Below are 21,841 nucleotides of genomic sequence, written 5' to 3' on the forward strand. Positions count from 1 at the left end.
CCAGGGGTTGAAACACCCTGGATTCTGTGGCAAATCCACCGCAAATGGGATGGGGCGTTTAAAGTGCGGAATTTACTTCCGCACGCAGCCACTCATAAATCCACATTTGCTTAAAGCCTGTCAACAGACTCCTAAACTCCTCGGCATAGATCGAAATCTAGCTGTGAGTTTACTTTTTTTTGTTAGCTTTCACGAGTGGTTTTACTCAAGATGTTGGAGCAATAAATCGCTGCTCTAGCTGCCTACTTGCTTTTCCTACGGAATGCTACGCAAACAGCCGTCGTAGGAAGTTAATTCCCCGTCTCCTGTCCACCGGAATTTTACCGCACTAGCGCTCTTGTCATGGCGACAAACCTTGTTCCTTATTCCTCTAGTATAGCAGATTTTTACTTCCGGTTAAAACCCGCGTGTCGTTATTCAACCAGCCGTTAAAACGGGCGCTGCGTACTTCCTCCCGTCGTTTTTTTAGGTTTTGCTAATGCAAAGCTCCGCTTTTCACGTTCTGTAGGAAAACCCTGCGCCATATGTTTGCGGAGCATTCCGTCAGGAAAAAGCGATCGCGTAATCCACCCAACCTTAGTTGAGTAGGGAGTAGCGATGGCTATTAGCTGAACTTGCTTATTTAATACATTGTGAAGTTGGTACGATAATAGTATCGACTAGCTTGCGTTATTTGCTGAATAGTCAGTGGAATAAAGATCATAAAATGACTCTACAATACAATAAATTCCTCTTCACTAAGTCTCATTATCCTAGCGTCTTCATGCACTCCAATTTCTCTGCTTCCTAGCCCCTTCCTCGCCTCCAAATATCGTCTCCCTTCTCCACTATGGTGATCTGCATACTCTCTGAGGACTCTTATAGCAAATCCAGGATCTGCAGCGAACATAGAATCGAAATCTGAAGATGAATAAGAGAATTCAGAGCGCGGTGGTTTCGGCGACGGCGACAGTGAGTCACGAGTAGTAGGGAGAGTAGATATGTCGGTGGCAGTAAGCGGTAAAGGTTGAAAGTCTTTTGCTTGGTGTTGTATTTTTTGACTGGACATTTTTTTTGTTTTTTTTTAGGTTGTTTCGTTCTACTTAAGTTTACACCACAATATTGACCTTCCGCACGCTTTTTTTCCAATCTTTACTACATTTTCACATAGCACTCAGCCCCTCTGTAGTTTCATGGTTAGGTTGCTTCGGCTTCAGCTAAAATGAAAGAAGGAGCCAAGAGTCACAATGAAAGTAGGGGCGGGTTTAACCAAAAGCTTTGATAGTAGCAATTTTTTCAAGAATTAAGAATTTAGAATTAAGAATGCGCGAATTACCTCTCCTTGAAAAGAAGAGGATTGACGAAGAGGAAAATTTTTATTTATTATCCCCTTAAAAGGGGAGGCTTTAAACCACAATATTTCGGTAAAATAAAGGTTTGTCAATTTGTCTTTCTATTAGATGATAAAGATGAGTGAAAACTCTTGGTTGAAATTTACTACTAATATCCCTTCCTAAGTAAGTATTGAATTTTTTAGTCGCTATAATTTCTTTAATTGCTGCAAAAGGGTTGCAAAAAAAATAATTTCAGGTTTAGGCAAGTCACTTGCTTTGTAAGCAACTCTAATTGCTGCTGAAATTTTTCCTCGATCAATGGGTTGAGTTAGTGTTGCTATTGCTTTCCACTTTTCTATATACTTTGAAAGCAATATTTCTTGTTCTGGGAATAACTCAGATACGATCTGTTTTGGCATCTTACTTACACGTTTTGCCATGACTTCAAGAATAATCTCAAGGTACTTAACTTGAATTATATCGCAGTTGGGGTACTATAAAATGTCTAAATTTTTACTCTTATTCCGGATTATTAGCCCTTTTTCTTGTTTAATAGATTTATACCTATTTTGATAACTCTGAAAAAACTATGAATAATCAAGCTAGTGCCCCTATTAATACTGAAAATTATTTATTAAGAAGCGTACATACAAATAATTTCCCTAATATTTTAGACCAGTTAGGCATATCTTTAGTTGTTTCTACTTATCAAGCAGGTAAATTAATTGTATTGCGTGCCGATAATGGAGTAATTAATACTCACTTTCGCACTTTTAATAAACCTATGGGATTAGCAGCAAATCACGAAAAAATTGCCCTGGGAACTGCTTATCAAATTTGGGATTTTCGCAACGTTCCAGCAGTGGCAGGAAAAATAGAACCACAAGGCAAACATGACGCTTGTTATTTACCGAGAAATATTCATATAACTGGAGATATTGATATTCACGAAATGGCTTGGGCAAAGGATGAATTATGGTTTATTAATACTCGTTTTTCTTGTCTTTGTACTCTCGGTCATCCTAATAGTTTTGTCCCTAGGTGGCGACCTCCTTTTATCACTGGATATGACTTGACAGACCGCTGTCATTTAAACGGACTTTGTTTAAAAAATGACCAGCCAAAATATGCTACAGCTTTAGGAGAAACTGATACTTCAGCAGGGTGGAGAAAGAATAAAGCTAATGGTGGAATATTAATGGATATAGAAACAAATGAAATATTAATTCGGGGTTTATCTATGCCCCATTCTCCCAGATGGTATCAAGAACAATTATGGTTATTAGAATCGGGAAATGGCAGTCTAGCAAAAGTCGATTTAAACCAGAGAAAATTAGAAACAATTGCTAAATTACCAGGGTTTACTCGCGGTATAGATTTTTGGGGAAATTTAGCATTTATTGGTTTATCTCAAGTTCGAGAAACTGCTGTTTTTACTGGGATGCCGATTACTCAACTTCAAGAAAGAATTTGTGGAGTTTGGGTAGTAAATATTTTAACTGGAGAAACTGTCGCTTTTTTAAGATTTGAAGCTGGAGTTCAGGAAATATTTTCTGTGGCAGTTTTGCCCAATATTCGTTTCCCAGAAATTATTGAATGGAATGAAAATTTATTGGCTAGTTCCTATGTTTTACCAGACGAAGCTTTAGCAGAAACAGTCAAACCAACTTCAGAAATAGCTATGGCAGAGACTCATTTAGTTAAAGGAAACCAGCTATATCAAGAAGGTAAATTATTAGAAGCGATCGCTGCTTATCAAGAATGTCTGAAGTTACAACCAGATTTGACTAGAGCTAAATATAATTTGGGTGTAGCTTTAGGAGATAATCAACAATATGAAGCAGCAATTAATTTTTTACAAGAGGTAATTAATACAGAACCAGATAATGCCGATGCTCACAATAGTCTTGCTTATGCTTATAGTCAAAAAGGTGAGTTAGAAGGAGCAATTAAACATTATGAAAAGGCAATTAATCTCAACGGTAGTTTTGCCAAAGCACATTTTAATTTAGGCATGACATTGTTGAAAAATGGAGATTTAAAACGTGGATTTGCAGAATCTGAATGGCGCTGGCAAACATCAGAATTTACTCCCTTTCAATGTCCTCATCCCCGATGGAAAGGGGAAGATATTAGCAATAAAACTTTATTAGTTCATACGGAGCAAGGAGCAGGAGATGCTATTCAATTTATCCGTTATATTCCTCTCGCAGCAAAACGTTGTCAAAACATTATATTAGTATGTCCGCCAGAGTTAATTCCTCTATTTAAAAATATCCCAGAAATTGATAAATTAATGCCACCCGGAGAACTACAATTATCAGAATTTGATATCTATGTACCTTTGATGAGTTTACCCTATATTTTCGTCACAACTTTAGAAACAATTCCTGATGATATTCCCTATCTCCAATTCACAAATAGTCATCATATAAATATTACCAATACGGAATATAAAGTAGGCATTGTTTGGGGTGGTAGTCCTACTCATAAAAATGATTATAATCGTTCCTGTAAAATCACAGACTTTTTACCTATTTTACAAGTCCCAGGAGTAAAATTTTACAGTCTGCAAAAAGGAGAACGTACTAAAGAATTAACCCAACTTTCCAGCAACATTCAGATAGAAGATTTAGGTTCTCAGTTAAACAATTATGCTGATACAGCAGGAGTAATAGAGCAACTAGATTTGGTAATTACTGTTGACACTTCCGTGGCACATTTAGCAGGAGCGTTAGGTAAAAATGTATGGACTTTGTTATGTTTTAATCCTGACTGGCGTTGGTTACAAGAAGGAAAAAATACTCCTTGGTATCCAACAATGAAATTATTCCGTCAGTCTGAGTCAAGAGAGTGGCAAGAAGTAGTTGAAAAAGTAGAAGAGGAGTTGCAGAAAATTATGACAAGCAAAATGATTATAAGTGTGGAATAGAAGTTTAAACATAGGTGTTAGGAGTTGGAAGTGATAAAAAAAAATTAATTTTTCAGTTATTTATTGGTAACTAAAATAATCTTTTTAATCTAGCATCTATTTAATTTTACTAGTTCACTTTAGGGGTTTGGTCACCAAACCCCTAATTTAGTTATGAACATATTTATATTTTGGATATTGTTTCATAGCTAATACTAAATCTCATTTTAACAATACAGTCAATAATTCTTAGTGAGATTAAATCCAGTTAAATAATTCTTATTGTGACAGTTGGCAATCAATCCCAAGCTCTTCGAGATTGTTTCCTTCCACTCCGTTCCAGTCGCAATGACCCTTGTAGTAACTAATTAGTCGGATATCATCAGTTTAGGTTGATAGAAAAATGGTATAAGGTTGAAAATTTAAGTTAGTATTTATTTGTAATGTACAAAGGAATTTTTTACAAATAAGATTCCTAGTATAATAGTCCTATTTGGGTTGTGTAAAAAATATCCACATAACAAGGCTAAAAAATTCAGACTCTTTAATCTCTGACTGGGAATTTTTCACAAATCATTTAGGATAGTTATATTAGGATTGTATAAAAAAATATTTCAGGCAAATAAGACCGAAGTTGTAGCACTGAAGTTGCGATTCCTGTCAAAAAAGTTAGTTAACTTTCTTCCTTCTTCTCTTTTCCTTATTTCTTCAAATTAACAAATATGACTACTTGTACAAACTGCGGACATAAAAATAGTATTTCCTCCCATTTTTGCTCTAATTGTGGTGCTTCTCTAGAGGAAGTAAAACCCTATCAACCAGAATTTACAGAATTAAAACCAGGAAGTAAATTAAGAAATCGCTACATAATTATTCGCCAAATAGGTCAAGGTGGATTTGGTAAAACTTACTTAGCAGAAGACACAGGTAGATTTAATCAAGCAGTAGTTTTAAAACAATTAACTCCCGGAAATAAAGGTACAGAATTTATTCAAAAAGCTGAGGAACTTTTCCAACGGGAAGCAATGACATTACATCAAATTAATCATCCTCAAATTCCGCGTTTCTGGGAATTTATTCGAGAAAATAAATGTTTATTTCTGGTACAAGATTTTATTGAAGGGAAAACATTAGAATCTTTACTAAATCAACGTCGAAAACAAGGTTATTTTTTTAGCGAAGTTGAAATAAATGACTTTATACGTCAAATTTTACCAGTTTTAAGTTATTTACATGGTCAAGGAATTATTCATCGAGATATTTCCCCTGATAATATTATTTATCGTGCAGATGATGGTTTGCCTATTTTGATAGATTTGGGTGGAGTCAAACAAATTGCTGCTGAAGTTTCTCACAAAGCAGATAGTTCAAAAAATGTTGTTTCTGCTGGTACTAAATTAGGTAAATTTGGTTATGCCCCTGATGAACAAATGCGCTTAGGAATTGTTGCACCACATAGCGATTTATATGCTTTGGCAGTGACTTGTTTAGTATTGATGACTGGTAAATTTCCCTCAGAATTAATTAATGCTAAAACAATGCAGTGGGAATGGAGTCAGGAATTAAAATTAAGTCCGAAGTTTGAGGGAATTTTAAATAGAATGTTGGCTTCTATTCCTGGCGATCGCTTCCAGTCAGCAGAGGAAATATTAGAACAGTTACAACCTCCAACTCCAGAAATTGTTGCGCCAACTCAAATTAGTAATCTTCAGCAAAACAATCAAGAAATTGAGACAAAAACAGCCTTAGTTGCTATTCGAGAACAAGGAAATATTATTCATGGTTCTAATGAGATACCAGCAGAAATTATTGGTTGGAATTGGGGTGGATTTTTATTACCTGGTTTTTGGTGTCTAACTAATCATGTTTGGGTAGGATTAATTGCTTGGATTGATTTAAGTTTTATCACCTTTGGTATGGGATGGTTACTGACAGGAATAGTTTTAGGTATTAAAGGAAATGAGTGGGCTTGGAAAAGTCGGCAATGGAAAAGTATTGCTGAATTTAAAAAACATCAGAGAATGTGGGCGATTATCTCTTTATTGTTAATTTCGAGTATCGGAATTATTGGGATTTTAGTGATTTTATTTGTGTTTGTTATTGCTGCTATTATTGCAGGGTAATTAATAGTATTGACTCTCAAAGCAATATGATATATTTGAGACGTAAAAATATTTTGCAGAATTTACGCCAAAATTTTTATTCTTCCCTAACCGTGGTTTAGGTGTTTTGCACCTCACTACAAGTAGAATTAGTATATACTTAAAAAAACAATTTTTTTGAAAATATAACTATCACTTATGATGAAAGTAAAACATCCAATTAATTTATCTAAAGCTACCACTTTTATATTTGTATCAGCACTCATGGTAGTCTACCAAAACTCTACTTTAGGTGCGTGGGTTTATTTAGCTCTACATGGTACTTATGGCATTTTATGGCTACTTAAAGACCGCATCTATCCAGACAAACAATGGGAACAAGAAATTCCTTTAGGAATAGGAATTATTATTTTTGGCTTAGTCTCTTTATATTGGGTAGCTCCCTACATTTTAATTAGCAGTGGAACTCAACCTCCAATACCGTTAGTAGCTGCTGCAATTTCTCTAAATATTTTTGGCGTTTTCCTCCACTATAGTAGCGATGCTCAAAAATATTATACCCTCAAATATAAACCAGGATTAATCACAGAAGGATTCTTTGCCCGTTGCCGAAATACTAATTATTTAGGAGAGATATTGATTTATCTTTCCTTTGCAATGTTAGCCCAACATTGGCTACCCTATTTAATTCTAGGAGGATTTATTGCCGGAATATTTATTCCCAATATGCTGAAAAAAGATAAATCTCTATCTCGCTACCCAGAATTTGCAGAATATAAGGCTAATTCAGGTTTAATTATTCCTCAACTATTTGGTGATAATTCTCTTAACCAAGAACCTCAAAAAGTTAGTGAAGAAAGTAGTTAAAATATTTGTTGAAGAAGAAATAAGTCAGAAATAAAAAATAAGAAGGGAAAAGTGGATGGAGATATGTTCTACCAAGATGCTTTACCTCTAAAAACCCCTAGTAATTTTAGACACCGATCATAAGGTTTAAGGTATTCAACCTATCAGAAAAAAGATAAAATGTTATTTGTAGGGAAGTTCCGTGGAACTTCCCTAATTTCCTTCCTCCTTCCTCTTTCCTCTTATTGATAACCAGAGATAATATTAATCATATTTAATTAATTACAAGTGAATGTTCCTGCAATACCTCTAGAGGTACAACCTCCAATGCTTTTTGATGAGTTGCTGACAAAACTACTGGTGATGCAACTCCATAGTCAAGCGCTTCTTTCCAACGAGATACACATAAACACCAGCGATCGCCTGGTTTTAAACCAGGAAATGAAAATTCCGGTCTTGGTGTACTCAAATCATTACCATGATGTTTAGCAAATTCTAAAAAATCTGCTGTTACTTCTGCACAAACAACATGGGAACCAACATCGGATACTCCTGTTTGACAATATCCATCTCGATAAAATCCAGTCATGGGAGAAGTGCAACAAATTTCTAGTTTTTCACCCAATACATTTAGTGCTTCTGTCATTTAAAAATAATTCCTCTAGATTATAGTTCATTTTTTTAGTTTACCAGAGATTAACTTGATTATTTTCCCTATCAAATAATATTATTTTGATCGGTTTTTTCTAGGCGATCGCTACTTTTTTGGTACTATTATTAGTAATATTTACATTCCTCAAATGCCATGCTAAAAAGAATCACGACTGTTGTTTTTTTATCTGCAATTTCTCTGTCTACTGTTTCAATAAGTGCAATTGCTCAAGACACTTCTTTGAAAGTGGGAATCGTACAAAAGTTAGTTACTGGAGACCTAATGTGTTATGCGACTTTGATAGATGAAAATGGTAAAGAACATAAAGATATAGGAGCTAGCTTTGAAATTTGTGCAGACCAGGATTATTACTTAAATAAAAAAGTTCAATTAACTTATCAAGAAGTCAATATTAACGATTGTCAAAGTAGTGAACCTTGTGGTAAAACTCGTAGAGAATGGATAATTTCAAAAATGAAAATAATACAATAAGGATCATACAGAGGAATAGGCTTAGTTTAACATAGTTATAAATATTTCTCAGCCTACCCTTTAGGCATTTGCCCTATTTTCAATATATGAGAATATGAATATATGAATACTCAATATGTGTTTATGTTTATCGGATTTTTGCTGGCATCATATTCGATTGTAGCTAACGATGCGATTCAAACCTTAGGCACTTTTTTAAGTTCCAATTCTCAGCGTCCTTGGTGGGTATTGTGGTTATTTGCTTGCTCTATTTTACTCGTAGTTTTTCTCTATAGCTGGAGTACAAATTGTGGAGATGTAGCTTATGGTCGCCTAGAAAATTTTCCTTTTCCTAAAAATTTTAGTTGGGTTTATATAGTTCCCCCTCTTGTACTTTTGTTTTTAACAAATTCAGGGATTCCTGTTAGTACAACTTTTCTGATTCTGACAGTTTTTGCTCCTGAAAATATCACAGGTATGCTGATAAAATCACTATCTGGATATGGGGTTGCTTTTGTCACAGCTATACTTGTTTATAAGTTAGCGACAAAATCTTTAGAAAATAAATTTATCAATACACCCTACAAAGAAGCACCTATTCAATGGGTAGTTTTGCAGTGGATGTCAACAGCATTTTTGTGGAGTCAATGGTTAATTCAAGACTTGGCAAATATTTTTGCATATCTGCCACGAAATCTTGATGCTTCAATGCTATTTTTTTCAATGTTTGTCATGTTAATTTTACACGCATTTATTTTCTACATAAATGGTGGTGAAATTCAACATATAGTTACCAGTAAAACTAATACTCAAGATATTCGTTCGGCAACAATTGTAGATTTTATTTACGGATTAATTTTGTTATTATTTAAAGAATGGAGCAAGATACCGATGAGTACAACTTGGGTATTTATCGGTCTTTTAGCTGGTAGAGAAGTAGCAATAACGCACAATTTCCAAAATCGTGAAATGAAAGAAACTGGTAAAATTATTTTCAGTGATGCTTTAAAAGCGTTTGCAGGTTTAGTGGTAAGTGTTATTATTGCTTTTGGACTGCCGGTGCTAGAACAAATGATTAGTAAGTAATACCAGCAGGAGTGACACAAAGGATGCTGGTACTATAGTAATGGTATAGGAAGTTTGGGGGATGTGGGGAGTGTGGGAAAAAAATGTATATTCTCACCATTACACGAGCAGGACTACCACACAAAGAAATATTAAATAGTTTTTTAAATTATTTGAGATTACAAGATATAGTTCCTAGAGTTGAGCCTAGGAACTATTAATTTTTTTTGGACATTATGATTAAATGTCCATTTTTCAGATAGAACTTGAAAATTATAGGTCCAGGAATTGTCAATAGAGTTATAGTACACTGGCAGTCTATCCTTATTAAGTGTTCAGAATGCCCCAATAATTCAGAGTGGAGCATGAAAACTGATACCCTAAACTAAAAATGGCCGTGAGGAGTTTAATAGATGAATATATCCAAAGATAAAGATGCCTTAGAGATACTAAAAGAAACTAGCCGGACTTTTTATATCCCTATTAGTCAACTACCATCTGGCTTAAAAGAGGCTGTGGCATCGGCTTATCTTTGTATGCGTGCCATTGATGAAATTGAGGATCATCCAGATCTAGATAACTTGACAAAGGCAAAATTGTTACGAAAGATTAGTCTTGTTTTACAGGAAGCAGTTGACCACTCCAGTTTCCTTAACTTTTCAGAGAAGTTAGACCTGAATATTAGTCACCTACCAGAAGTAACAACAAGAGTAGGAGAATGGGCAATATTGGCTTCAGACACCATAGCACCTAGGATTTGGGATGTAACTGCAGCAATGGCAGATAGGATGGCTTATTGGGCTGAAAATAATTGGACCATCCACACTGAATCAGATTTGGATCGTTACACTTTTAGCGTGGCAGGCGCAGTAGGTTTATTGCTTTCGGATTTATGGAGTTGGTATGATAATACTAATACTAATCGTACTCAGGCAATTGGATTTGGCCGTGGTCTACAGGCAGTAAATATTCTCCGAAACCATTCAGAAGATTTAGTTAGGGGCGTAGATTTTTTTCCTCATGGTTGGACTGCGAAAGATATGCAAGTTTATGCTCAACGTAATCTATTATTAGCTGATTCTTATACTAATTCTCTCCCTTCAGGACCAGCAAGAAATTTTTGTCAAATTCCTCTCACCCTTGCTCATGCGACTTTGGATATTTTAACAATGGGGCAAGAAAAGCTGACTCGTTCGGAAGTGATGGAATTAATTTCTCGTTGCAATAATTCTGGTTAATGTGAGACTTGTCGCTTTATAACTTAAAAAATTCCCAAAAACTTTGTTCTATAAGAATAGAGCATAGCTATTAGAAAATAAAAATACTTGAAATTATTGCTCTGTCTAGGTTAGAGCAATTTTTTTCCTCTATTTACCGTTAGCGAAAAATCTATTATTTAGTGTTTGTAATACCAATTCACTTTAAAAATGTCACAAATAGTTTCAAACTTTAGATGTGAAATAATTTCCTGAAATTACTGTAGCGTAAAAGTTATGAGTCTATAAAATCATAATGCATGACTTTTGAGTGTCTTGAGTGTGTCTTACATTCTGGAGGGGCTGTGTGCGGAATTACTTCCGCACTTTATACGCCCCGTAGGAGACCTCAGAATTACACACTCGCTTTTGAATTCCGTGAAACGGTATAAAGTAGGATTGATAAAGCGCTTTCCACTGTTATGAGGTATACTCATCGCGGGCAAGATGCCCACACTACAAGATTTTTATCATTTACCTTGTACTTCATTTGCCCGAAATCTGCTGTATCAATATCCAGCCAATTAAACATCAAGATTAGATAATTTGGATACAATTTCCATGTCAGTTTTGTAGTATAAATCAAAATAGTTAAGTTCCATTAAAAATACTTAAAACTATTCCTCTGTCTTGGTTAGAGCTTTTTTTCTATTTGCCGTTAGCGAAAAATCTATGATTTATAGAACTGACGCAGTAAATGGAGCTTTTTATATTCAGTAATTCTCCTAGTTATTGGCTCTTATTTGCCTCAAAATACTGAGATTTTCTGCGGAAATCCATAAAATTTCTTTACATAAAACGGTCGAAACCGTTGTCTGTCCCGCCATCTCCGCGTCCCCGCGTCTCAGCGTCCCCGTCTCCTACCCCCAGCAACCAATTTTTTCAGCAAACCCTACTTAATGCGTAAGTCCTGCAAGTAATGATTTTTCTCATCTACCTTCTGACATATTGAAGGGATGTATCAACAAAGCTCGTTACATCTTTAGGACTACCAAATATCGATCTTAGATAATTTGGATACAACTTTCATCCCACTTTAGTAGTATCAATAAAAATATAGTTAAGTGCTAGACAGTACAAATTTCTATGAAAAATTATTGCTAGCTAAAGCTTTCGGCGCTCTCAAGGTGACAAACCCTCTTGTAGAAAGTGTATTTTCTGCAAGCATTTTCCAGTAATACTTTCAGCCTTGAGATTACAGCACTTTGCCCGGATAGTGAAGTATAGTTGAAGACTAATCTCTCTTTCCTATTACTAAGGCAGTAAAACTTTGTATCTTACTAACTCCGAAACTCCTGTAAGTAAGATTTTTAGAAGAACTTTCTACTCTTCAGTCTGTAAGGTAGGATTGCTCAATTCCAATCAATTAAATAGAGTTGTTGGGAAATAAAAGTTGAACAATGCTCAAAAGCTTATTCTATAAGGTTTTCAGGATTGGAAGGCTGAAAAATACTGTAAGCTTGACTAATAAGGGTTTTAGCGATTTTTTTAGCTTAATTCCCAACAACTCTAATATTGATCTTAGATAATTTGGATACAACTTCCATGCCAATTTAGTAGTATCAATAAAAATATAGTTAACGGTACTTTGGCAAAACATAAGTTAAAAATAGCATCAAACCATTATATAGCCTAGGTTTTACATTTGATTAACCTGTTTCCTGATATATCTAGGTTTGAGCCATTTTTAGCCTGAATAACTTATTTACCTTACCCCCTGATGCTTTGAAGACATTTTCGCGCTCGAAATATATCAAAGTACCGTTAAGTTTTAGAACAGTAAAAACTTCTAGGAAAAACTCTTGCTAGCTAAAGCTTCCGGCGCTTTCAAGGTGACAAATCCTCTTGTAGAAAATGTATTTTCTGTAAGCCTTTTACAGTAATACTTTCAACCTTGATATTATCAGGACTTACACAACAGCACTAATTTTAGTGGCAATATCCAGAATAATGCCAGGGCAAACGTATCTAAATTCTGGAACCTTCTACTGTTAAGCTTTAGATGAGTGATCAGCATAAATACTCAGAACCCTAAGATCCTTACCCTGTTAAAACTTCAAAATAAGATGCGTTTGCCCTGAGAATAATGCTAGAGATATACACTATATATAGCCTTACTGCGTAAGTCCTAATTATAGCACTTTTTAGGATTGTGAGGTACACTTGAAGACTAATCTCTCTTCCCTATTACTAAGGTAATAAAACTTTCTACCTCACTAAACTCTGAAATTGCTGTAAGTAATATTTTTACAAGAACTTTGCACTCTTCAGTTAACTGCTAAAACTCAAAAAAAAATATATCGAGAAAAAAAATTAGCGATGATAAGTAACATTTCTGAAATCAAAATTCATCGAGTACGAATGGCAGTTGCCTTGGGTTGGTGTGTACTAATTTTTTCACTATTCTACGATCCAATATCCAGTAAGCTAACAGAACCTTCCAATGTATTAAGTCCGTTCAAAATCAATCCAGAAAACTGCGTCCTGCTACAAGGAGAATGTATTAAAGAGATACCATACGCCATGGCAGCTCCTCTTTTTTGGGGTCTGATCGTGCCTTGTGGTGTCCTGATTTTATTTGTGTTGGGACACGAATTTTGGCGTCGAATTTGTCCTCTCTCCTTTCTTTCGCAACTTCCTCGTGCATTAGGATTGGAACGTAAACGCAAGCGCACCAATCCTACAACAGGAAAAGTGCGCAAGGAATTGGTCAAAGTTGCCAAAAATTCATGGCTAGCTCAGAATCATCTTGTGCTACAATTTGGTCTTTTATATGTAGGGGTGTGTGCCCGTATTCTTTTTGTCAACTCTAATCGTTTGGTATTAGGCTTATTTCTAACCTTTACCATTATCGCCGCCATAACAGTTGGTTTTCTCTATGGAGGTAAGAGTTGGTGCCAGTATATTTGCCCAATGGCTCCCGTAGAAAAGATTTTTGGACAACCAAGAGGACTGTTCAACAGTACGGCTCACAAAGGCGATCGCAAACTCATTACCCAATCCATGTGTCGTACAGTAACTCAAGAGGGTAAAGAATTGAGTGCTTGTGTTGCCTGTGCAAGCAATTGTATTGATATAGATGCTGAATCTTCCTATTGGGATGAGATTGACAGCCATGAGCAGCAATGGCTCTACTATGGCTATATTGGCCTTACAGTTGGGTACTTTGTCTATTACTATCTTTATGCTGGGAACTGGGATTATCTTATATCCGGAGTCTGGTCTCACGAAGAAAGCCAACTGGCAGACCTACTCAAACCTGGGTATTATTTATTAGGTGCGCCTATAGACTTTCCTAAATTACTAGCAGTACCCGTCACTATTGGTCTATTTATCTTTGGTGCTATAGGTATTGGTACTGGCTTGGAAGATCTTTATAAAGCCTATCATAACCGCCGTTATAAACATACTGACTCCCGAGTCATTCGGCATCATATGTTTACGTTGTGTACGTTTTTCATTTTCAATTTTTTCTTTATTTTTTCAGCGCGCGGTTATGTTAACATGTTACCATCACCTCTGCCTAGTCTTTTCCCAGTTTTTATAATGGTATCTAGTAGTTTGTGGCTTTATAGAACTTGGCGGCGCACTCCAAGTCGTTATCAACGGGAAAGTCTTGCCTTTAGATTGCAAAAGCAGCTCAAAAAGCTGAATTTAGATACTGCGAAGTTTTTGGATGGACGATCTATTGACGATCTTAATGCGGATGAAGTCTATGTTCTTGCTAAAGTTCTGCCTGATTTTTCCCAAGAAAAACGTCTGCAAACTTATAAAGCGATGCTGCGAGATGCCATTGATGAGGGTTATGTAGATCCTGCTAATACTCTCGAAGGCTTCAAGCAAATGCGACAAGAACTGTGTATTTCTGATAAAGATCACGATACCGTCTTAGTGGAACTAGGCCAACAATATCCCGAGCTATTCGATCCTCGTAAGCAGCACAATAGAGAAAATTCTATGCGTTTGGAGAGCTATCGAGAAACTCTTCTGGAAATTATCTTACATTCTGGGAAAACTCACCCAGATCGAAACTGGGTTTCTGATTTGATGAAAGCTTTCTCTGAGCAAACATCCAATGAAGTGTTGGAAGACCTTTTGAAAAGTTTATCCCCAGAAGATCGCAAGCTAATTCAAGAACTTCGCCAAGAATATAGCATTACGAAAGATGACGAGGCAGATGCTCTTAAACACACTGACTCCAATGAGTTGTGGAAGACGATCGCTGAAAGTCTTGGTTTCGTAGAACACATTATTGCTGTAGAAGAAAAGGAACTCTACAGAGTTTTCCAATATATTGATACAGATAAGTCAGGATATATAAGTTTAGATGAGTTACAAACTTATATTCGTAGTATCGATACCCAGATTAATGATGTTCAAATTGAGAATATGATGAAAGCTGCAGACACAAGTGGGGACGATCTAATCAGTTACGAGGAGTTTCAAGCAATCTTTAAGTCCTTAACATCTTATAGCGCTATTCATTAACATAGAATACAGAGATTGTTAGTTAAAGGTAGAAGGCATTTATGCTGAGGGCATAAGTTTTATAGTCTACCTTTGTGAAAACCGCTATAAGACAAAAATTGGCTTATGATTTTCTTCTGATATCATGTCCGCTGGTATCGTTTGTGTAAACCCCAGGGTAAATAACTACAGGAAATTTAAGTTTTTTCTGGCTCTTAAAGCTTCTGTTATAGGTAATTAAAGCCTTCTTCCTTCTTCCTTACCCTTACCTTAGCCGGGTTTGTGGGAAGGCAATGTTAGTATTGTAGGGAATTTGATACTTTCCCCGGCTTCTCTGCTTTTTTATACCGAATACTACCGGATTTGGTATTATACTACATTTTTTCTTGCGGAATGTAGATTTTAATGAACGTGATTTTTTTACAGCAGTTTTGAGGTCAATAAACCACATGAAAAAATGATAATCCAGTAGGGGTGGTTATTAGCCCCTACTTTGGTCTACCGTGCAGGAAAATAGCTCTAATGAACGTGATTTTTTGATTACTATCGCTAAATTACAGCAAAGTTAGGGACAAAATTTTTGGTAACACAAGCATTCTTGTTACAAACAGGATGCTTGTGTTACAGTTAACATTAATTATTGCTGTAAGCAAACTCCGGTAGTTGCTCTTTAGCAGATCCATTAGGTGTCACTTTTACCTCACGGTTTTCATCTAAATCTACATAAACATTTTCCCCATCCTGAATTTGACCAGCTAATAACGCTTCTGCCAAAACATCCTCTAACAAACGCATAATAGCTCGACGTAGAGGTCTCGCTCCATAACTAGGATCGAATCCTTCTTCTACTAAACGCTCCTTAAACTTATCGCTGACTGTCATAGTAATTTCGCGCTCGCTCAAACGACTAAATACATCCCGCAGCATAATTTCTGCAATTTCTTTCACCTCATCCTTAGTCAACTGACGGAAGACAATAATTTCATCCAAACGGTTGAGAAATTCTGGGCGGAAATATTGTTTCAGTTCCTCATTAACTAAGTTGCGGATACGATTATATTGAGCTTCTTCTTGATCCTCAGCAAACTCAAAACCTAAACCACCGCCACCTTTCTCAATGACTTTAGAACCGATATTAGAAGTCATAATGATTAAGGTATTCTTGAAATCTACTACTCGACCTTTAGAGTCAGTCAAACGGCCATCCTCTAAAACTTGTAGCATAATATTAAATACATCTGGATGAGCCTTTTCAATCTCATCAAATAAAACCACAGTGTAGGGACGACGGCGTACAGCTTCTGTTAATTGGCCACCTTCATCATAACCAACAAATCCTGGAGGAGAACCAACAAGTTTAGAAACAGTGTGACGTTCCATGTATTCTGACATATCCACCCGAATCATGGCTTCCTCAGAACCAAAGAAATAAGTAGCTAATGCTTTTGTCAGTTCTGTTTTACCAACACCAGTCGGACCAGAGAAAATGAAACTAGCAATAGGCCGCTTGGGGTTCTTCAAACCAACACGAGCGCGACGTAAAGCACGGGAAACAGCTTTCACCGCATCATCTTGACCAATGAGACGTTGGTGCAGGGTATCTTCTATATGTAACAGTTTCTCAGACTCAGATTCTGTCAACTTACTTACAGGAACTCCAGTCCAAGATGCCACAATATGAGCAATATCGTCTTCAGTCACTACAAGAGACTTACTGGTTTTTCCATCTTGTTTGCCAGAGGTAGTATTCTCAATCTCTGCTTCAATTTCTAGTTCGCGATCGCGCAGTTGACCAGCTTTTTCAAAGTCTTGTTGACGGACAACTTCTTCTTTTTCTTTTGTCACCTTCAAGAGTTGTCGTCTTAGTTCCTTCAACTCTGGCGAAACCATTGAATTTTTTACTCTGACAAGGGAACCAGCTTCATCAATGAGGTCAATAGCTTTATCTGGTAAGAAGCGATCGCTAATATAGCGATCCGATAATTCAGCTGCTGCTGCCAGAGCGTCATCAGAAATAGTCAACCTATGGTGTTGCTCATAAGCAGACCTTACACCATAGAGAATTTCAATAGTCTGTTCTACACTAGGTTCACCAACTTTTACAGGTTGGAAACGACGTTCCAGAGCAGCATCCCGTTCAATATGCTTACGATATTCATCTAGGGTAGTCGCCCCAATACATTGCAGTTCACCCCTTGCCAAAGCAGGTTTGAGAATGTTAGCAGCATCCATACTACCTTCAATAGCACCAGCACCTACAACAGTGTGAATTTCATCAATTACCAAAATAATATTGCCATTGGAGCGGACTTCATCCATTATTTTTTTCAACCGTTCCTCAAATTCTCCTCTGAACCTAGTACCAGCGATCAGAGAAGCAATATTCAGACTAACCACCTGTTTATTTTCTAGGATATCAGGAACATCTTGATTAACGATTCGTTGAGCTAACCCCTCAGCGAGAGCTGTTTTTCCGACTCCAGGTTCACCAATAAGAACAGGGTTATTTTTTGTCCTACGGCCTAAGACTTGAATCATCCGTTCAATTTCAATTTGTCGGCCTACTATTGGGTCAATTTTACCCTCTGCTGCTAACTTTGTTAAATCTGTACCAAATTCTTCTAGAGTAACGGCTTTCTTACCACTGGGGTTAGACCCTCCGGAAGACACTGTAGCAACTTCTCCCAGAGACCGAATTACTTGAGTCCGAACTTTGCCTCTGTCAACTCCCAAGTTGTCCAAAACTTTAGCAGCTACTCCTTCAGAATCTTGTAGTAATCCGAGTAGCAAATGTTCTGTGCCAATATAGTTATGGTCTAATTTCCTCGCTTCTTCTAGGGAAATTTCTAACATCCTTTTTACCCTAGGAGTAAAAGGAATTTCTGCCGGAGTGAACCCAGAACCACGGCCAATTATTTTTTCTACTTCATTCCGAGCATCTTTGAGATTTACACCATGCTCTTTCAGAACTTTAGATGCAATACCTGTACCTTCACCAATTAAACCAAGGAGAATTTGCTCTGTGCCCACAAAGTTATGTCCTAAGCGACGGGCCTCTTCCTGAGCTAACATGATTACCTTGATTGATTGTTCTGTAAAACGTTCAAACATTATTACTACCTCTTATTATATGTTTATAGTCACAGGGGAGATGTCTCCAATATAGTAATGTTTTTCATCTATACTGACCATTAAGTGGCCATAAACACTAACAAATGTAAATTTTTATTTACTTATTGTAACTTAAATGTAGCGTTCTTAAAGTAACAGTGGCTAGTGAGGAGAGCCGTAACTAAGGAATTCAGTAATTAATGTATAATAAGTTGTTGTTAACAATTTGAAGATAATACCTTTTTGCCAGACAAAGCAAAAATCTCTTATATTTACTGTATCTTAATTTACTATTTTCTGAGGAAAGTTGCAATGCTTTCTGGAATATTTGCCACATATTGATAGATTATACCATTTAGAAAAAATATTGTTACAAATATTATTGGTTAGGAAGCACGAAGACCGAAGTTGAAAGCAGAAATAAATATTCAAGAAAAAAAGCTAAATATATAGATATATGTAGTTGCTCCCATTCTCAAACCATCTTCTGGGGAGAAATTGATAGGTTGTCTTTTTGTAGCATTATTTTACTGAATTGGTATTATCAGCTCTAAGAAGTTGAGTAATTTTTTTGGTAGTCCTGCATAGTAATGGTGAGAATATACATTTTTTTCCTGTTTTTCCTGCACTCCGCACACTTCCTATACCATTATTATGCACCACCATCATTTTTTTAAGGAGCCAAGTCTTTAGTAGTAGCTTGTCTAAACTAAAATTGTGGGTAAGTTTGTTGCTTGCTTAAGATATCTCCCCCAACCCCTCTCCTGCAAGGATAGGGGAAATATACTCTCGCTTCCCTACTTTCACAGGGGTAGTTTTTTTACCTTTGATCTAAAAGAAGTGTGGGGAGAGGGGGAAGAGGGGAAGGAGGGGGGAGTTTGCAGGCATTTATTGTATAAAAAAGTACATTTTTTGAGGATTTTATACTGAATCAAAGGGAGCGATCGCTCCTTTGTTAAAAACCTACCCCTGTAAACCCTTCCCTACTCCCCCCTTCAAAGGCTATGCTTACCCATAAGTCTTATAAGCATTGTAGGTGGGGAGTGTGGAGAGATGGTTTAAGTAGCTAGTCAGAGTTGGCAAATGGTGAAATTGCCTTATTCATTTTTAGTCACCTCTGTCCTAGATATTGAGAAATGGCAGGTTTGTCTTCTCTTTCCCCTCTTCCCCCTCTCCCCTATCCTATAAGGAATTCAAGATATGTTGGTAAAGCATAGCTTTCAAAGGGGGGTAAGGGGCGATAGGAAGGGGGTTGGGATTAGGTTTTTTCACCCACATTTTAAAGCTAGAGACGCTAGTATAGATGTACAAAACAATAGGTAGAGCATCGACAGTTTACAGTTACTCTAAGCCACTACTTAAAGATCATTCCTAAATTGCTATATAATAATTTCAATTTTATCCACTGTTTGAATCAGGAGCAGTTATTATGTCTAATATTCGAGAAGAAATGCCCGTATTAGTCCGCCATGAAGGAGATTGGAAAGGAACATATATAATAGTAGATAACGACGGCAATATTATTGATAAACACAGTTCCCATTTAACTTGTCAATTTCCCGAAAATGGAGAATATCCCTATTTCCAAACTAATCGTTATGAGTGGGCGGATGGTAAAAAAGAAGAATATCAATTTCCGGGAATATATCGGGATAAAAAAATTTGGTTTGATACAGAAAGATTAGATGGTTATGCTTGGGAAGTAGATAATTCAACAATTATTTTGTGGATTACTTATAAAGGAATGGCAGATTTTTATATCTATGAAATGATTAATATTAGTCCTGATAATAATCATCGCGCCAGAACTTGGCATTGGTTTCAGAAGGATCAAATTGTCAAAAGAACAATTATTAAAGAAGAAAGAGTTAGTTAAATAAAAAAACTAAATTTGCCTCGCTAGTAAAATAATAGTTTAATCATTTTTTTGGTTATTAACCAACTTAAATTATCCTGACTAATATTATCTTCGGCAAAACACTTATAATTCTGCTCGTAGTTGGGCTTTTTTGCCAACCTAGATATATTTGAGGCGCTAAAGCGCAACTACAAACAAAGATTTTAGTAATAACCTACAATAATTCTAGATAACATACTAAAAATGAAAGCAGTTTGCATACATGAATACTCAGGTATCTCCGGTATTCAAGTAGAAGAAAAAGAAATTTTAGCCCCTACCTCCGGTGAAGTAAGACTGGTTGTAAAAGCTGCGGGAATTAATAACTCAGACTTGCAAATGACCTACGGAAAATATAAAAGACCACACGACGACGCATTGCCTCAAATTCTTGGTCAAGAAGCAGCAGGTGTGGTTGATGCTGTGGGGGAAAAAGTTAAGGGGTTTTCGCCAGGAATGCGGGTAGTGGGTCATGTTAGGGGAGCTTTTGCAGAAATGGCGATCGCTCCTGCTACAGAATTATTAGCTATTCCGGACGATATATCGTTTGAGGTGGCAGCTAGTTTACCTATTAACTATTTGACAGCTATTGTAGCTCTCATCCATCGGGCAAAAGTTCGGATAGGAGAATGGGTGCTAGTCCATCCTGGTAGTGGTGGTGTGGGGACTGCAGCAGTACAACTAGCTAAGTTATTAGGAGCAAAGGTTATCGCTACTGCTGGTAATGCAGCTAAGGTCGAATATCTGATGAAATTGGGTGCTGACTATGGGATTGACTATAGCAGTCAAAATGTAGTTTCTGAGGTAGGCAATATTACAGACAATTTTGGGGTACAGGTGGCACTTGATGGAGGAGGTAAGGTGACATTTGCTGACTGTTTAGGGGCGATCGCTAATAATGGTCGTATTGCTTGCTATGGTACGACGACTGGTTTGGATGCGGCCTTGCCAATGGGAAAATTACTAGGGCGCAATATTGCAGTTTATGGTATTGCTCTTTGGTATAACAGTTATTATCAGGCAAGTTGGCAAACTCTTAAAGATGTAATTATGCCAGCATTTGTACAGGGAAAATTACAGTCAACTATTGAGCAAGTAGTCGGTCTGGAGGGAGTATCAGCAGCGTTGACGAGAATAGAGCAGCGTAGTTTGATGGGAAAAATTGTTGTGGTTCCTTAAAATTAACGGTGTTTGTCAAGGAAATATAAATAAGGAGATAGGAAACACTTAACTGGGAACAGGGAATAGGGACTAAGGAATCAAGACAACTATTTGTTACCCCGTTAGTTTTTCAGTTCTACATCTTGATCATTTTGCTAAGTGCTCATCTTGTTGGTAGTTTTCAGGTTTGAGATGAAGACGAAATTGACTTAACAAACTATAGACTAAAGGAGATAAAAGAATCCCCATCGCTATAACAAAAACCAAACCACTAAAGAGTGCATAGAGAGAAGCAAATACTTTTGCGCTAGTAGTTGAGAGGGGACTAATTGGTCCCATACCACTAAGAATCATCGAAGCTTCTACTAGAGAATCTATCCAACTCAAACCCGCTGCCCAATGATAGCCGATAATGCCCATCATAAGTCCTAGAGAGATAAAAACAGCAGACATACCCAGATAACCAAGAAACTTCCACAGAAAGAGGAAAATTGACCTGGTTCGCTCTGATGAAGTCCAAGTTTTCGGTTCTTGAATAATATCATGTTCGGATGATCACTTATAATAAAACCAGAATCATTACAGTAGA

General features: G+C 36.6%; 13 protein-coding genes. 9 read left to right on the forward strand and 4 right to left on the reverse strand.

Annotated elements, in window-relative coordinates:
- Nucleotides 1–1,519 precede the first annotated feature (1,519 nt).
- On the reverse strand, nt 1,520–1,753 hold the full coding sequence (locus ACP6PL_RS24475) for a hypothetical protein (RefSeq protein WP_426547936.1): 234 nt from the start codon (nt 1,751–1,753) through the stop codon (nt 1,520–1,522).
- Nucleotides 1,754–1,902: 149 nt separating this feature from the next.
- On the opposite strand from ACP6PL_RS24475, the gene ACP6PL_RS24480 reads away from it, so the two are divergent.
- The 3 genes from ACP6PL_RS24480 to ACP6PL_RS24490 all read left to right on the forward strand — a co-directional run bounded on the left by ACP6PL_RS24480 (nt 1,903) and on the right by ACP6PL_RS24490 (nt 7,193).
- A complete protein-coding gene (locus tag ACP6PL_RS24480; RefSeq protein WP_426547937.1) occupies nt 1,903–4,245 on the forward strand; it encodes a TIGR03032 family protein in 2,343 nt (780 codons plus the stop codon).
- 701 nt (nt 4,246–4,946) lie between these two features.
- Nucleotides 4,947–6,347, forward strand: coding sequence for a protein kinase domain-containing protein (locus ACP6PL_RS24485; RefSeq protein ID WP_426547938.1), 1,401 nt, complete (start codon nt 4,947–4,949; stop codon nt 6,345–6,347).
- A 177-nt stretch (nt 6,348–6,524) separates the two neighbouring features.
- Complete coding sequence (locus tag ACP6PL_RS24490) at nt 6,525–7,193, forward strand: methyltransferase family protein (protein ID WP_426547939.1); 669 nt, start codon at nt 6,525–6,527, stop codon at nt 7,191–7,193.
- A 253-nt stretch (nt 7,194–7,446) separates the two neighbouring features.
- On the opposite strand, the gene ACP6PL_RS24495 is transcribed toward ACP6PL_RS24490, so the two are convergent.
- Nucleotides 7,447–7,818 (reverse strand): DUF2237 family protein, encoded by a 372-nt coding sequence (locus ACP6PL_RS24495; protein ID WP_426547940.1) that lies wholly within the window; start codon nt 7,816–7,818, stop codon nt 7,447–7,449.
- Between the two features lie 159 nt (nt 7,819–7,977).
- Between ACP6PL_RS24495 and ACP6PL_RS24500 the strand changes: the two genes are divergently transcribed.
- The 4 genes from ACP6PL_RS24500 to ACP6PL_RS24515 all read left to right on the forward strand — a co-directional run bounded on the left by ACP6PL_RS24500 (nt 7,978) and on the right by ACP6PL_RS24515 (nt 15,104).
- Nucleotides 7,978–8,316 (forward strand): hypothetical protein, encoded by a 339-nt coding sequence (locus ACP6PL_RS24500; protein WP_426547941.1) that lies wholly within the window; start codon nt 7,978–7,980, stop codon nt 8,314–8,316.
- Between the two features lie 102 nt (nt 8,317–8,418).
- Nucleotides 8,419–9,381: a hypothetical protein gene (locus ACP6PL_RS24505; RefSeq protein ID WP_426547942.1), complete on the forward strand. Its 963-nt coding sequence runs from the start codon at nt 8,419–8,421 to the stop codon at nt 9,379–9,381.
- 392 nt (nt 9,382–9,773) lie between these two features.
- Nucleotides 9,774–10,598, forward strand: a complete 825-nt coding sequence (locus ACP6PL_RS24510) for a squalene/phytoene synthase family protein (RefSeq protein WP_426547943.1) — start codon at nt 9,774–9,776, stop codon at nt 10,596–10,598.
- A 2,712-nt stretch (nt 10,599–13,310) separates the two neighbouring features.
- The gene (locus tag ACP6PL_RS24515) at nt 13,311–15,104 is read left to right on the forward strand and encodes an EF-hand domain-containing protein (protein ID WP_426547944.1); all 1,794 of its coding nucleotides are present in this window, start codon (nt 13,311–13,313) and stop codon (nt 15,102–15,104) included.
- Between the two features lie 612 nt (nt 15,105–15,716).
- Here ACP6PL_RS24515 and ACP6PL_RS24520 read toward each other — a convergent pair.
- Nucleotides 15,717–18,194 carry an ATP-dependent Clp protease ATP-binding subunit gene (locus ACP6PL_RS24520; protein ID WP_426547945.1) on the reverse strand — a complete coding sequence of 826 codons (2,478 nt, stop codon included), beginning with the start codon at nt 18,192–18,194 and terminating at the stop codon, nt 15,717–15,719.
- Between the two features lie 1,429 nt (nt 18,195–19,623).
- Between ACP6PL_RS24520 and ACP6PL_RS24525 the strand changes: the two genes are divergently transcribed.
- Both ACP6PL_RS24525 and ACP6PL_RS24530 read left to right on the forward strand, forming a co-directional pair.
- A complete protein-coding gene (locus ACP6PL_RS24525) occupies nt 19,624–20,070 on the forward strand; it encodes a DUF3598 family protein (protein WP_426547946.1) in 447 nt (148 codons plus the stop codon).
- Between the two features lie 225 nt (nt 20,071–20,295).
- Nucleotides 20,296–21,270 carry a quinone oxidoreductase family protein gene (locus ACP6PL_RS24530; protein WP_426547947.1) on the forward strand — a complete coding sequence of 325 codons (975 nt, stop codon included), beginning with the start codon at nt 20,296–20,298 and terminating at the stop codon, nt 21,268–21,270.
- Between the two features lie 129 nt (nt 21,271–21,399).
- Here the strand turns inward: ACP6PL_RS24530 and ACP6PL_RS24535 are convergent, their stop codons facing one another.
- Nucleotides 21,400–21,705 carry a hypothetical protein gene (locus ACP6PL_RS24535; protein WP_426547948.1) on the reverse strand — a complete coding sequence of 102 codons (306 nt, stop codon included), beginning with the start codon at nt 21,703–21,705 and terminating at the stop codon, nt 21,400–21,402.
- Between the last annotated feature and the right edge of the window lie 136 nt (nt 21,706–21,841).

Source organism: Dapis purpurea BLCC-M126, assembly GCF_050015975.1.
GTDB lineage: Bacteria > Cyanobacteriota > Cyanobacteriia > Cyanobacteriales > Microcoleaceae > Trichodesmium.